This is a genomic window from Streptomyces broussonetiae (assembly GCF_009796285.1).
In the GTDB taxonomy this organism is placed as follows: Bacteria; Actinomycetota; Actinomycetes; order Streptomycetales; family Streptomycetaceae; genus Streptomyces; species Streptomyces broussonetiae.
In genome coordinates this window covers 8,093,193-8,107,453 of the sequence record NZ_CP047020.1, presented here as the reverse complement: position 1 = coordinate 8,107,453, position 14,261 = coordinate 8,093,193, and the positions used below count along the sequence as shown (strand labels likewise).

The 14,261-nt window shown below is 71.2% G+C and carries 11 protein-coding genes; 4 read left to right on the top strand and 7 right to left on the bottom strand.

All coding sequences use genetic code 11. The features are described from left to right. Window positions 1-11: 11 nt before the first annotated feature. From GQF42_RS37005 to GQF42_RS36990, 4 genes are all read right to left on the bottom strand, one after another. A complete protein-coding gene (locus tag GQF42_RS37005; protein ID WP_158927237.1) occupies window positions 12-488 on the bottom strand; it encodes a hypothetical protein in 477 nt (158 codons plus the stop codon). 832 nt (window positions 489-1,320) lie between these two features. After that, window positions 1,321-3,636: an FdhF/YdeP family oxidoreductase gene (locus GQF42_RS37000; RefSeq protein ID WP_158927235.1), complete on the bottom strand. Its 2,316-nt coding sequence runs from the start codon at window positions 3,634-3,636 to the stop codon at window positions 1,321-1,323. A gap of 64 nt (window positions 3,637-3,700) precedes the next feature. Continuing rightward, the gene (locus GQF42_RS36995; RefSeq protein ID WP_158927233.1) at window positions 3,701-4,219 is read right to left on the bottom strand and encodes an SRPBCC family protein; all 519 of its coding nucleotides are present in this window, start codon (window positions 4,217-4,219) and stop codon (window positions 3,701-3,703) included. Window positions 4,220-4,389: 170 nt separating this feature from the next. After that, window positions 4,390-5,022 carry a DUF1345 domain-containing protein gene (locus tag GQF42_RS36990; protein ID WP_158927231.1) on the bottom strand — a complete coding sequence of 211 codons (633 nt, stop codon included), beginning with the start codon at window positions 5,020-5,022 and terminating at the stop codon, window positions 4,390-4,392. Window positions 5,023-5,286: 264 nt separating this feature from the next. Between GQF42_RS36990 and GQF42_RS36985 the strand changes: the two genes are divergently transcribed. Together GQF42_RS36985 and GQF42_RS36980 are read left to right on the top strand one after the other, a co-directional pair. Next, window positions 5,287-7,101: an FUSC family protein gene (locus tag GQF42_RS36985; protein ID WP_158927229.1), complete on the top strand. Its 1,815-nt coding sequence runs from the start codon at window positions 5,287-5,289 to the stop codon at window positions 7,099-7,101. 152 nt (window positions 7,102-7,253) lie between these two features. Beyond that, complete coding sequence (locus GQF42_RS36980) at window positions 7,254-8,036, top strand: aminotransferase class IV family protein (RefSeq protein WP_158927227.1); 783 nt, start codon at window positions 7,254-7,256, stop codon at window positions 8,034-8,036. A gap of 398 nt (window positions 8,037-8,434) precedes the next feature. On the opposite strand, the gene GQF42_RS36975 is transcribed toward GQF42_RS36980, so the two are convergent. Continuing rightward, a complete protein-coding gene (locus tag GQF42_RS36975) occupies window positions 8,435-9,487 on the bottom strand; it encodes an Lrp/AsnC family transcriptional regulator (protein ID WP_233273613.1) in 1,053 nt (350 codons plus the stop codon). Window positions 9,488-9,612: 125 nt separating this feature from the next. Here GQF42_RS36975 and GQF42_RS36970 point away from each other — a divergent pair, with 125 nt between their 5' ends. Together GQF42_RS36970 and GQF42_RS36965 are read left to right on the top strand one after the other, a co-directional pair. After that, a complete protein-coding gene (locus GQF42_RS36970) occupies window positions 9,613-10,329 on the top strand; it encodes an SDR family NAD(P)-dependent oxidoreductase (RefSeq protein WP_158927225.1) in 717 nt (238 codons plus the stop codon). After that, window positions 10,323-11,426, top strand: coding sequence for an amidohydrolase family protein (locus GQF42_RS36965; RefSeq protein ID WP_233273612.1), 1,104 nt, complete (start codon window positions 10,323-10,325; stop codon window positions 11,424-11,426). Before GQF42_RS36970 ends, GQF42_RS36965 begins: the two co-directional genes overlap by 7 nt. On the opposite strand, the gene GQF42_RS36960 is transcribed toward GQF42_RS36965, so the two are convergent. Both GQF42_RS36960 and GQF42_RS36955 read right to left on the bottom strand, forming a co-directional pair. After that, a complete protein-coding gene (locus tag GQF42_RS36960; protein ID WP_199273139.1) occupies window positions 11,357-12,364 on the bottom strand; it encodes a zinc-binding alcohol dehydrogenase family protein in 1,008 nt (335 codons plus the stop codon). The genes GQF42_RS36965 and GQF42_RS36960 overlap by 70 nt on opposite strands. 276 nt (window positions 12,365-12,640) lie before the next feature. Then, entirely contained in the window at window positions 12,641-14,242 is a 1,602-nt protein-coding gene (locus GQF42_RS36955; protein WP_158927221.1) for a glycoside hydrolase family 13 protein, read from the bottom strand. Window positions 14,243-14,261: the final 19 nt, after the last annotated feature.

The window sequence follows — 14,261 nt, the reverse complement described above, 5'->3', positions numbered from 1 at the left end:
GTTCTGGTCTTTCAAGTCTTGGGCCTGCCGTAGGTGAAGTCCTGGGCGAGGCTTCGCGTGGTCGGGTCGTCGATGGAGTGCTGGGTCTGCGCCATGCGGTTGATGAGCGCTGCCGCGTCCTCTGCACGCTGTTCGACCCAGGTCTCGTATCGCCGACGGGCGGAGACCCGCCCCTCGGCCACCAGCTGCTCGGCGCGCTCGGCCGAGAAGTTGGCCAGCAACTCGTCGGTGCCGATGACACCGGTGGAGTCCTCGGCCCACAGGTGGACCAGCTCGTGCAGTTTGACCTGTCTCTCGTGCCACGGGGAACCGCTGTTGACGTGGAAGATCAGGTCGAGAGGCCGGGTGTCGTGCCGGACGTACAGGCCGCAGATGCCGGTGACGCCGGCAATGCGGTCCGGCAGAGGTCTCATGACGATGCGCCGGCCCCGGGCCTGTTCCATGTTCCGGACCAGTTGGTCCAGGTCGAAAGGCTCCGGCAGCGGCATCGACGAGACGATCAGCTGCGTCTCGCGGCGGAGCGCACGCCGTGACAGCCCGACTCGAGCGGGAGCCGGCGCACCGTACGACGCATTGCGGGCAGGGTCCGCGTCCTTGCCCGTATTCCGCCTTTTTCGACCACGCCAGATCATCCGCACGCAGGTTCTGCACTCGCGCCACGGTGGCTGCGGTCGCCGTGGCCCGGCTCCTGGGACATGGCGGATCGCGAAGACAGCGGTGCAGGCCGGTGGCATCCCCGGATGCCGCAGCCTTGGGCGACGCCCGGACGTTCGCCCCCGCTCCACCGTTCGGTCACGACGCTGCAGCTCCATCCCTGAGGTTTCAGGCCAATGTATCGCCCCCGGTTCACCTGAAGTGGCGCAAGAGGCACCCCCTCGCCCCTTGAAGGGGTGAGTCGGACACTCAGTCCTGGGTGCAGCGAATCACTACGTGGAACCACAGGAACGGCCGCTTCCGCAGCCCGGATCTTGCAATGCGTCCGCCTTGAATGTCAACGATCGCAGGCAGAGCGGGAGTCCGGACTGCGGGGGCGCCGGGGCCGGTGGGGAGCCTCGGCGGGATGCTGGGCATGACCGTCCTGGGCGCCGTGGCCGCCTCTGTGGTGAGCCGGCACGTCGGGCCCGCCGGCACGGCGACGGCCACCGCGGTCCGCGCGGCGTACGGGCACGCGCCCGCCGAGACCTTCGCCGCCGCGCTCCCGTTCGCGCCGGCCGCCCTGATCGCCGCACTCGCCCTGCGCGAGACCCTGCTGCGGGGCTGCCCCGACCAGCGTTCATGCCTTCCCGGGACCGGCAGCAAGGATGAAGCCGCGTCGGGACCCTACGCCTGTGGTGCGGTACGCAGCCGGGCAGCCGCGGGCTCCAGCCGGACCAGGATTGCCTTGGACGTCGGCTGGTTGCTGATCTCGGCCACGCTGTCGAGGGGCACCAGGACCTGTGTCTCCGGGTAGTAGGCGGCGGCGGAGCCGCGTGTGATCGGGTACGGGACGACTTCGAAGTCCTCGGCGCGGCGCGCGGTGCCGTCCGTCCACACGCCGACCAGATCGACGCGTTCCCGTTCGGCCAGCCCGAGTTCGCTCATGTCGTCCGGGTTCACCAGCACCACCCGGCGGCTTCCGTGGATGCCCCGATAGCGGTCGTTGGGCGTGTACGGGATGGTGTTCCACTGGTCGTGGGAGCGCAGCGTCTGCAGCAGCAGATGGCCCTCCGGGACCTGCGGCATCTGCCAGGCGTTGCAGGTGAACAGCGCGGTGCCCGACGCGGTGGGGAACACGCCCTCGTTGACCGGGTTGGGCAGTCTGATGCCGCCGGGACGCGCCACGCGCCGGTTGAAGTCGTGCAGGCCGGGCACGATGCGGGAGATCCGGTCCCGGACGGCCCCGTAGTCGGCTTCGAACTGCTCCCAGGGGATGCCCGGCCTGCCGTTCAGGGTGCGCCGGGCCAGACGGCACAGGATGGCGACCTCGCTGAGCAGGAGCGTGGAGGCCGGCTTGAGCCGCCCGCGGGAGGTGTGCACCTCACTCATGGAGTTCTCCACGGTGACGAACTGCTCTCCGCCGGCCTGGACATCGCGTTCGGTGCGGCCCAGCGTCGGCAGGATGAGCGCGGTGCGACCGCAGACGGTGTGCGACCTGTTGAGCTTGGTGGAGATGTGCGCGGTCAGGCGGCAGGTGCGCATGGCCTCCTCGGTGACGGCGCTGTCCGGAGCGGCCCTGACGAAGTTGCCCGCGACGCCGAGGAACACCTTGATACGGCCCTCGCGCATCGCCCTGATCGAGTTCACGGAGTCCAGTCCGTGAGCCCGGGGCGGGTCGAACCCGAACTCCTCCCGCAGTGCGTCCAGGAAGGAGTCCGGCATCTGCTCCCAGACGCCCATCGTCCGGTCGCCCTGCACATTGCTGTGCCCGCGTACGGGGCAGGCGCCGGCCCCCGCTCGGCCGAGGTTTCCGCGCAGCATCAGGAAGTTCACGATCTCCCGGACGGTGGCCACGCCGTGCTTGTGCTGCGTGATTCCCATGGCCCAGCACACGATCACGCGTTCACTGCGCAGGACGTCGTCGCGGACCTGCTCGATCTCCGTACGGGTCAGACCGGTCGCGGTGAGCACGTCCGGCCAGGCGATCCCCCGGACGTGCTCGGCGAACTCCTCGAAGCCACTGGTGTGGGACCGGATGAAGTCATGGTCCAGCACCTGCCCCGGCCGGGCGTCCTCGGCCTCGACCAGCAGCCGGTTGAGCCCTTGGAACAGGGCCAGGTCACCGCCGGATCGAATGTGCAGGAACCGGTCGGCGATCCGGACGCCGTGCCCGATCACTCCGCGTGCCTTCTGCGGGTTCTTGAATCTCAGCAGTCCGGCCTCGGGCAGCGTGTTCACCGCGATGACGCGCGCGCCGTTCAACTTCGCCTGCTCCAGGGCGGACAGCTGCCGCGGGTGGTTGGTGCCGGGATTCTGGCCGACCAGGAAGATGAGGTCGGCGTGGTGGAGGTCGTGGAGGCTGACCGTTCCCTTGCCCGTGCCCAGCGTCTCGTGCAGGGCGAAACCGCTGGACTCGTGGCACATGTTGCTGCAGTCGGGCAGGTTGTTAGTGCCGAACGCCCGGGCGAACAGCTGCAGGACGAACGCGGCCTCGTTGCTGACCCGGCCCGAGGTGTAGAAGACCGCCTCGTCCGGAGAGTCCAGGGAGGTCAGCTCCGTGGCGAGAAGTCCCAGCGCCTCGTTCCAGCTGATCGGCTCGTAGTGGTCGCAGTCCGGTCGCTTGACCATCGGTTCGGTCAGCCGGCCCTGGTGGTTCAGCCACATGTCGGAGCGCCGGCCGAGTTCGGACACCCGGTGCCTGCGGAAGAACTCCGCGGTCACACGGCGTGTCGTCGCCTCGTCATTGATGTGCTTGGCGCCGTTCTCGCAGTACTCGTTGCGGTGCCTGTGTCCCGGAGTGGGATCCGCCCACGCGCAGCCGGGACAGTCGATCCCGCCCACCTGGTTCATGGTCAGCAGGTCCACACCGGTTTTGGCCAAGGACGTCTGCTCCAGGGAGTACTCCAAGGCGTGCACCACCGCCGGAACTCCCGCGGCCCATGTCCTGGGGCGCGTGACGGTGAGATCGTCCTCGGGCTCCTCGCTCGGCGGCTTCGTCATCCGGTTGCCTCTCCCTTGGCCTGTGCCCTCACGTGGATCAGCCGATCGTGTGCCCTCGGACGGATCAGCCGACCGGCCAACAGGGCACCCGGCTCCTGGGCGGATTCGGTTCCGCGTGCCGTACGTGTCCGTTGTGGATCGCGCCGCGCCAGGCACCGCCGGCTTCTCCGAGCCCCTCGATGAACTCCTTGAAATGCCCGAGTTCCAGCCGCACCACGCGGCCGGTGACACGGGAGGCGCGGGGCAGCCGCCCCGCCATACCGCGCGGCTCCACCTCCATGCGCACCGTGACCGCGGTGCCGCCGTCGGCGGTGGGGCTGAACGACACCTCTCCCCGGTGCCGGGGGCGCCGGTCAAGGCTGCGCCAGACCAGGCGGGAGTCCGGCTCCTGCTCCACGATCTCCGCCTCGAACTCGCTGTGCACCGGTCCATAGCCGATGACCCATGCGGTCACGGTCGGCCCCACCTGTTCGACCCTCTTCACCGAGGCCATGAACCGGGGAAAGCTCTTGAACTGGGTCCACTGGTCGTAGGCGGTACGCACCGGCACCGCGACCTCGATCTTTTCCTCGACGGTGTGCATGGCCGGTGTACCTCCCGGTGCTGCTCCCCCACCCCAGTGTCGTCGCCCCGCCGACAGGTCGCCACATGAGCGACCGCGTCCCGGCGGGGAGGCGGGTCGTCGCACGCGTGGTGTGCGGCCCTCCGGGCTCACGCTCCGGCCGCCGGTCCCGGGCGGTCTCCAGGGAGGGGTCAGCGCGTGACGATGCCCGCGACGAGGTTGACGGCGGTGGCGAGCACGCTGGTGCCGAAGACGTAGGACAGAAGGCAGTGCCGCAGCACCATGGCACGGATCGCCGAGCTGGACACACCGGTGTCCGAGACCTGGTAGGTCATACCGAGGTTGTAGCTGAAGTAGAAGAAGTCACGGTACGCCGGCAACTGCTCGGAGTTGAAGTCGATCCCGCCCATGGCCTGCGGGTAGTAGAGGAAGGCGTAGCGGGTGGCGTACATCAGATGGAGTGCGGCCCAGGCCATGAACACACCGCCGAGCGCCGTCGCGGCATGAACGGGGTCGGCATTGCCGAAATGGAGCACCACGATTCCGAGGAGTCCGCACACGGCGGCCGCGATCACGGCGATTTCCTCGGCCACCGGGCGCAGGTCCTCACGCCGGGCGTGGCCGCGCGTCGCTTCGGCGTTCATGGGCCACAGCACGATCCAGCCCGACACCACGAAGAACGCCTCTGTGGCGGCGATGCCCGCGAGAATACCGAGCGGTGCATCGGTCGGGACGCCGACGGCGGCCCCGATCACCATTCCCGCGACCACGGCGCATGCGAGTCGGGGGATTGCGGACCGGAACAGTGACACCCGTGTCCTCATACGTCACAACAGTAGCGGCGTCAGCCCTGCCAGCGCCCTCGCACAAAAGTCGCTAGCGTGATGACATGCGGCATGAGGGCGTCGCTGCCGGCAGCGTAGACGTGGCCGCCGGGCCGCCTGCCGCCGCGGTCGACGGCCGGCACACCCTGCTCGTGCGAGCCGTCGGCGGCTCGGAACCACTCGTGGCCGCGGGAGCGGTCGATCGCGCGATCGCCGACCGCCGGCTCTTGCGCGCGGCGAGGGTGCATGCGGAGGCGACGGTGTATGCGCAAGGGGACCCGCGGACGGCATGAGGGCACCGCTGCCCGTGCCGGTTCGTCTGATGTCCAGGCATCCGCTGTGGCCCGGGGGAAGTGGCGGGGGCCGGCCGGCAGCGCCGCGCGGGCGCTGTCCCCGCGCGGGGCGCTCGCCCTGCACAGGGTGGACGGAGCCTTCCTCTTCGCCCTGCGAGCGGCCCTGGCCATGGCCGTGGTGGCGCTGCCGATCGTCCTGGCCGGGCGACCGGATCTCGCGGTCTACGCCATGCTGGGTTCCTTCACCACCACGTTCGGACGCAATGTGCCCTACGCACGGCGCGCCCGCGTGCTCGCCGTGGTCGGCGTGGCCATGACGGCGTGTGTGGGCTGTGGCTCGGCCCTCGCCGCGTGGGCGGATCCACGCGCCGGCGGAGCGGGCGCCGTCGTGGTGGCGGCAGCCACCGCGGTCGTCGCCGGGGCGACCAAGTTCGGCTGCGACGCCACGCGGCTCGGGGGGCTCGGCGCGGTCCTCCTGCTGTTCTCGTTCGCCGTGGCGGCCAACAGTTCGGCCACCTTCGCCGATGTCCTGCCCCGGACCGGGCTGGCCGCCGCTGCATCGCTGGTGGCGTGGGCGCTGGCGGTGACCGGCTGGTTCGTGCACCCGGACCGCCCTCAGCGCCTCGCCGTCGCCGCGGCCCTGCGCGCGCTCGCGCAGCTGCTGGAGGCGACCGCGGCCGGCGCCGAACCCGCGCGGCAGCGGCACCGGGCGACCATCGCCGTCCTGGCGGCGTACGACGCCCTCGGTCTCGCACCGCCCACGCACGCCCGGCAGGGTCCCCGGGGCGGGGTCTGTGTGCAGCTGACGGACATGTCCTGGTCGATACTGGTCGGCTCCGCAGGCCTGTCGCCGAACGGCCTGTCCACGGCTCGGCGCCTGCGCCTGCAGGCCCAGGCGCTCGCGGACCGGCGCCGCAGGCCTCCCCCGGTGCTGCCCGGCGCGTCCCGGCCGACCGCGGACCCGCACGGAGGCGAGGGGCGCCTTGCGCCGGGCGTGGCTGCCGTACCGGAGCGGCGCGCTGCCCGGCGCGCCTCCGAACTGATCACGGGGTGCCGTCGGGGCGGCCCGGGTCACCTGTCGGTCTGGGTGGTTCCCGCGCTGCGCATGCTCCTCGGCACCGGGGTGTCGGGCGCTCTGGCCCTGCTGCTCGGTCTCGGGCACGGCTACTGGGCGGCGATCTCAGCCGCAGCCGTACTGCACTCGGTCAACGTCCGCACGACCGCGCAGCGGGCCGTCCAGCGCTCGCTCGGTACGGTCGTCGGCCTGTTGCTCGCCCTCGCCGTGCTGGCCGCGCATCCGGGGCCGGCGGCCCTTGCCGTCGTCGTCGTGGTCCTGGAATTCCTGCTGGAGTACGTCGTGGTCCGCAACTACGGTCTCGGTGTGGTCTTCCTGACACCGCTCGCGCTGCTGATGAGCGACCTGGCCGCGCCCGAATCCGCGGGTGAACTCGTCCACGACCGCGGGCTGGCCAGCCTGCTCGGCATCGTGGTGGGTCTGCTCTGCGCGCTGCTGGTGTCCGGTGGCCACGCCGCGGTGCGGGCCGAACGGGCGCTGGCGCAGTGCGAGGCGGCTGCCGAGCAGGCGGAGCGCGCGCTGGCCGGCCCGGGGCCCCCGCATCCCGGGGTCCAGATGCGACTGGCGCAGGCTGTCGTGGAGTTGCGCGAGGCCGACGACGCCGCGGCGGGCGAGCTGTGGTCGGCGGGCATCGACCCCGTTGAGCTGGCCGCGGCGGAGCAGCGTGGCTACCTCCTGCTGGCAGGGCTGCTGCGCCGTCGATGGGAGTGAGTCCTCAGGCAGGATGACCCGACCGGCACGGGATCCGTGCCCTGCTGCCGTCGTGGCCCGGGCCGCGCGGGCGCCTGCCGCGTGTCGTTGAGGGAATGCCTGGGGATCTGCCAAGCGCTCAATCGCAAGCCGGCAACAGCCACACTGACCTCATGGCTACTGTCAATGGGCTGCCCGCGTCCGTCGAGCAGATGGCGGGCCTCGCCCTCACGAACTACGGGCATTTCACCACCATGCGGCTGGACGGCGGAGGGATCCGCGGACTCCCGCTGCACCTGGACCGGCTCGAGCGGGACTGCGCCGCGCTCTTCGGGGCGCCTCTCGACCGGGAGCGGGTCCTGCACTGCGTACGACAGGAGGTCGGACGGCAGGCCGGTCCGCTGATCGTACGTGTCACCGTCTTCGACCCCGCACTGGACCTGGCGCACCCGGCCGGGAAGGCGGACCCGCACATCCTCGTGACCACGCGTCCGGCGAGCGCTCTCCCGCCGTCTGCGCTCAGGGTCAGGTCTTTCGCGTTCCACCGTGACACTGCCGCCGTCAAGCACGTCGCGCTCTTCAGCCAGCTGCGACTGCGGCGTGCGGCGCAGCTCGCCGGGTTCGACGACGTCCTGTTCACCGACCCCGACGGGCGGGTCTCGGAGGGCTGCACCTGGAACATCGGCTTCTTGGACGAGGCCGGAGAGGTGGTCTGGCCCGACGCCGACATCCTGCCGGGGGTCACCATGCGCCTGCTGCACAAGGCTCTGGAAGGGAGCACCACGCGCGAGGTCCGGATCGCCGAACTGCCTTCCATGCGGGCCGCTTTCGCCACGAGTGCCGCTGTGGGAGTGCGCGCGGTCCTCGGGGTCGACGACCTGAGGTTCCCCGACGGCGACAGCGCGCTCGCACCACTCCGGGAAGCCTATGCCGCGCTGCCGGCGGAACGTCCGTAGCGGTCTGTGCGGCTCTCTCCAGCGGGACATCCCCAGGGTCGCAACGGTCGGGATCAGCCGACGGCGTGCCCCCGGTGCCGGGCGGGCTCTCGCCCGGCACCGGGGGCGCCCGCCATATCACTCCTTGTCGCGCAGCGTGTACATCCCCTTCTTCGGCCCGCGCGGGACGGGAAGGGCGTACGGATCCTTCCCCGGTCTGCGCGCACCCCTGCCGAACAGCTTGTTGAACATGCCGCGCCCTCCCCAGGTCCCGCGTGATCGTCCGGCGCAGCACAGGCGGCCCCACCGACACCGCTTCTGCAGGGTTTCCACCGGTGCTTCACGGGTTCGGTCCGGGTCGGGAGGACCGACGATCCGACGATTCCGGCCGGGTCGGGCCGGGCCGCCGCCGTGCGTCCTCAGCGTCGCGCCCGAGCGCTGCGCGGCGCGACGAGACGGTCGCCGGACACGAGCGTGCCGGCCTGCTTGATCTGCTGGAGCACAGGAGAGATCTCCATGCTCTGGACGCCGGACATGGACCCGATGCGGTCCGACGTGAACTCGAAGAGTTCGTTGAGGTCTCGGCAGTGCGCGACGGCATGGAGGTTGCAGGGCCCGGAGACGGCCGCGGCGAAGGCGATTGCGGGTTCCTGCGCGAGTGTGCGTCCCACGCTCTTGACCGCCGCGGGGTGGACGCGGAGCCAGAGGAGGGCCCGAGCGTGATAGCCCAGCGCCGCCGGGGCGATCTCGACATCCACATGGACGACGCGGCGCCGGAGCAGGACGTGGAGGCGGCGTGACACGCGCCCGGGCGTGAGGTCCGCCGCCGCACCGAGATCGACAAGGCTGGCGCGGCCGTCCGCGGCGAGCACGTCGAGCATCTTCTCGTCCTCGGCAGTGAGCTGCACCGGATCGCGCGGGACGACCGGGGATTCCGTGAAAGGGGACCCCTCGCTCCCGAGCATCGCCTCCTGCTGTGGAGTCAGGGTGCCGCGCAGAGCGGCCCAGTAGTGGCCGCGGCCTCCGACGAACTGGCGCAGTACCGCGGATGCGTGGATGTCGATGACGGCCGCGGTGCGCGGAAGCCGCTGTCCGAGCAGGTCCTCGCGCTGTTCGCGGGTCCGCGACCGGACGGCGCAGGTGATTTCGGAGCCCGCGGCGCCCAGGGCCACCCAGCTGACATCGTCGCGCTTCGCGAGCGCGTCGGCGATCGCCGGGACGCTGCCGGGGCGGCAGCGCAGCCGCACCAGCCACCTGCTCTGTCCCAGCGCCCCCGGATCGACGACGCCCGCGACGCGGATGACACCCTCGGCGCGCAGCCGACGATACCGGCGTGTGACGGCGCCTTCGGCAAGGCCGAGCGCATCCGCGATCGAGGCGAACGAGGCCCTGGGGGCGACCTGGAGCGCGCGAATGAGACGCACATCCTCGGGCTGCACAACGGCGGATTCCTTCATGAACGCTGCTGCCATGAAGGCAATCGTACGAAGTCACGCCTCGGACGTGCCTCGAAGACGGAGGTGAGGAGAGGCTTGGGACGCACCTGGGGCGCTGCTCCCGGCACCCGGAGAAACGCGAAGAAAGGACGTGGCACGAAGTGTCATCAGCTGACGCGGACCGGCACCCGCCGACCGCTCTCATCGTCGGAGCGTCGCGCGGTCTCGGCCACGCGATGACGGCCGAACTCCTCGGCCGGGGGTGGAACGTCATCGGCACGGTCCGGGACGCGACTGCCAGGACGCCCTTGCACGATCTCGCGGACCGGTCCGACGGGCGGGTCCGCGTCGAGCATCTCGACATCAACGAGCCCGCACAGTCGGCTGCCCTGCGCGAGCGTCTCGCCCACCGGGAACTCGACGTGCTCTTCGTCAACGCAGGGACCACGAACCATGAGCAGACGCCGATCGGTGCGGTCCCGACAGCCGATTTCGTCGAGGTGATGCTCACCAACGCGCTCTCCCCCATGCGCGTCGTCGAGACGCTCGAAGACCTCGTGTCCGCGACCGGACTCATCGGGGCGATGTCCTCCGGGCAGGGCAGCATCACGAACAACACGACCGGATCGCGGGAGGTCTACCGGGGCAGCAAAGCAGCCTTGAACATGTTCATGCGCAGCTTCGCGGCCCGGCGGGCCGAGACCCGGCGCGCCTTCGTACTGATGGCGCCCGGCTGGATCCGCACCGACCTCGGGGGACCCGATGCGCCGTTCACCCTCGACGAAACCGTCCCGAAGATAGTCGACGTTCTCCTGTCGAGGCTGGGAAAGCCCGGTCTCGCGTACCTGGACCGCTTCGGCCGGAGCGTCCCGTGGTGAACCCGACCGGCCCGGCCCCCACCATGACCGGCGGCCGTGCGAACGACGACCTGAAGATCATCGCGATCGAGGAGCACTGGAACAGCATCCGTCTCCGCGACGCGCTCGACCGCCTGCAGAACGGGGCGCGCGACGAGAGTGTCGCCTTCAACACCATGGGCGGCAACCGGGCCCGGCTCGAGGACATCGGCCGGGGCCGCATCGAGGCGATGGACGCCGCCGGGATCGACGTCTCGATCTTGTCGGTCGTCACGCCCGCCACCCAGGCGCTCCCCGCCCGGGAAGCCGTCGCACTGGCCCGGGAGGCGAACGACGAGGCGGCTGACGCGGTCCGCGCGCATCCGGCCCGCTTCCGCGCGTTCGCGACCCTGCCGACCGGCGATCCCCGGGCCGCGGCCGCGGAACTCGAACGGTGCGCCACCCGGCTGGGCCATGTCGGTGCGATGATCCACGGCCGCACGGGCAGCCGTACGCTGGACGACCCCGCCTACGACGACCTGCTCGGCACCGCGGCCCGCTTGCACCAGCCCCTCTTCATCCACCCGCAGATCCCGTCGAACGAGCTGCGCGATGCCGCGTACCGAGGCCTGGATCCACTGATCGACCTCGGACTTGCGACGTTCGGCTGGGGCTGGCACATGGAGGCGGGTCTGGCCGCGCTACGGCTGATCCTGCGTGGCACGTTCGACCGCCACCCCGACCTTCAGCTCGTGCTCGGGCACTGGGGCGAGATGCTGTTGTTCTGGATGGATCGGGTCGACAGCCTCTCCGGGCTCGCAACGCACCTCGAGCGCCGGGTGTCGGACTACATCACGACCAACATCCACATCACCAGCAGTGGGATGCTCCAGGAACGACTGCTGCGCCACGCCCTCGACTTCACGGGTGCCGACCGGGTGCTGTTCTCCACCGACTACCCCTTCCACCGTCCCGACGCGGTGGCGGTCAGGCGGTTCTTCGACGCCATCCCCGATCCCGCGGACCGCTCCAAGATCGCTTCCGGCAACGCGGAGACACTGTTCGGGCCTCAGGACAGGTCGTTGACGAGCACCGCCGCCCCGTCGAACCGTCCGGCCTTGAGGTCCTGGAGCGCCTGATCGGCCTGTGAGAGCGGATAGGCGTGCGTCGTCGCGTGCACCCCGTGCCGCACCGCCCGGGACAGGAACTCCCGAGCGTCCTCACGGGTGTTGGAGGTGACGCTGCGCAATTCCTTCTCGTAGAAGAGGTCGCTCTCGTAGTGCAGGGGGGGCGTGTCGCTCAGATGGATGCCGGCGACCGCCAGCACGCCGCCGCGGTCCAGGGCCCGCAGTGCGACCGGGACCAGGTCGCCGACGGGGGCGAAGAGGATCGCGCTGTCCAGCGGCTCGGGCGGCGTGTCGTAGGCCTCCCGCGCCGAGGCGGCGCCCAGCTCCAGGGCGAGGCGCCGGGCGACGGCGCCCCGTGTCATGACGTGCACGGTGGCACCCTCGGCGATCGCGACCTGCGCGCACAGGTGGGCGCTGCCCCCGAAGCCGTACAGTCCGAGGCGCCCGCCCGGTGGCAGCGACGCCCGGTGCAGCGCCCGGTAGCCGATGATGCCGGCGCACAGCATCGGGGCGAGCGAGATGTCGTCGAGTTCGTCGGGCAGCCGGTGCGCGTAGGCGGCCGGCACGGTCGTGTACTCGGCGTAACCGCCGTCGGCGTCCCAGCCCGTGTAGAGCGAGGCCGGACACAGGTTCTCGGTGCCCCGTCGGCAGTACACACAGTCCCCGTCCGTGCGGCGCAGCCAGGCCACTCCCACCCGCTCCCCGACCGTGAAGTCCCGCACCGCGGCCCCGAAGCTCTCGACCACGCCGACCACCTCGTGACCAGGCGTGACCCTGGGACGGTGCACCGGCAGGTCACCCTCGGTGACATGCAGGTCGGTACGGCACACCCCGCACGCACGCACGTGCACCAGCAGCTCGTCGTCGGCCGGCACCGGAACGGGCTTCCCGACCAGCTGCAGGGCCCCGTCCTCGACGGGCCGCGGCCCGTCCACGGCCCACGCCCGCATCGTCGTCCCGTTCGTCATGGCGTTCCCCGTCCGCCGAAGCCGTGCATGTCCGCGCTCCTCGTCCGGCACCCGGCCGAGAACACCGGTCCGGAACTCCAGTCTGTAGCAGAGGACGGCGTTCGGCGCGCGGTCCCTCCGGGGGTGACCGCAGGCGAGAACCACCGAGAAGGACCCGCAGGTGCTGAGACCGACCCCACCGACGTTGCGGGCAGGGGCGGGCCGCGCCGCCCACCTCCATGAGCGGCGCGGCCCGGTGCGGTCGGTGCCGCGTCCGGGTCAGGGCAGGCGCAGCCAGACCGCGGTATCGGTGGGCAACTGCCCGTCCCTCAGCTGTGCGCTGCTCAGCAGGACCTGCCGGTGCGGTGGCAGCGGCGCCGGCTCCGCGCCCAGGTTGACCACGCAGCCGAAGCCGGCGTCACGGGTGAAGGCGAGAACCTGGGGGCCGCTGGGAAGCCAGGTCATCTGCCCGTCACCGAGGGCGATCTCGCTGCGGCGCAGGCGCAGCGCCGTGCGGTACAGGCTCAGCATGCTGTCCCGGTCCGCCACCTGCCGCTGCGCCGTCATCGCCGACCAGGCCGCAGGCTGGGGCAGCCAGGGCCGAGTGCCCTCGGGGCCGAAGCCGAACGGCGGGGCGTCGCCGCTCCACGGCAGTGGCACGCGGCAGCCGTCCCGGCCGGGGTCGGCTCCTTGGGTGCGGTGGAACATCGGGTCTTCGATGACCGAGTACGGCAGGTCCTCGACCTCGGGCAGGCCCAGCTCCTCGCCCTGGTAGAGGTAGACGGAGCCGGGCAGGGCCAGGCTCAGCAGCGCCGCCGCCCGGGCGCGCCGGGTGCCCAGCGCGAGGTCGGTGGGGGTGCCGTGGGTCTTGGCCGCGAAGTCGAATCCGGTGTCGGCACGCCCGTAGCGGGTGACGGTCCGGGTCACGTCGTGGTTGGCCAGTACCCAGGTGGCGGGCGCTCCGACGGACGTGTGCACGGACAGCGTGGTCGTGATCGCCTCGCGCAGCCGCACGGCGTCCCAAGGGCAGGTGAGGAAGCCGAAGTTGAAGGCTGTGTGGAGTTCGTCGGGGCGCAGGTAGCGGGCGAAGCGCTCGGGGTCGGGCAGCCAGACCTCACCGATCAGGGCGCGCGGCGGGGTGTAGGACTCGGCGACCTTGCGCCAGTCCCGGTACACCTCGTGGATCTCGTCGCGGTCCAGGTAGGGATGCGGGACCGCGCCGTCCACCAGGTCGGGAAGCGCCGGGTCCTTGACGACCTCGGCGGCGGAGTCGATACGGACCCCGGCCGCGCCGCGGTCGAACCAGAAGCGCAGCACCTCCTCGTGCTCCCGGCGCACCTCGGGGTGCTGCCAGTTCAGGTCGGGCTGGGCGGAGGCGAAGCGGTGCAGGTACCACTGGCCGTCCGGGACGCGGGTCCAGGCGCTGCCGCCGAACTGCGACATCCAGTTGTTGGGGGGAAGTTCGCCCCTTGCGCCTCGGCCCTCGCGGAACCAGAACCGATCGCGCTCCGGGGAGCCCGGGCCTGCGGCGAGCGCCTCCTGGAACCAGCGGTGCCGGTCGGAGACGTGGTTGGGGACGATGTCGACGATGGTGCGGATCCCCGAGGCCAGCGCCTCGGAGATCAGTTTCTCGGCCTCCCGCAGGCTGCCGAAGGCCGGGTGGATGGCGCGGTAGTCGGCCACGTCGTAGCCACCGTCGGCCATCGGTGAGGCGTACCAGGGGGTGAACCAGAGCGCGTCGACACCGAGTTCGGCGAGATACGGCAGCCGGGACCTGACGCCCGCCAGGTCGCCCACCCCGTCGCCGTCCGCGTCGGCGAAGCTGCGCACGTAGATCTGGTAGATCGCGGCGCCACGCCACCACTCGTGGGGTTGGTGCACGGTAGAAGTCTCCTCGGGA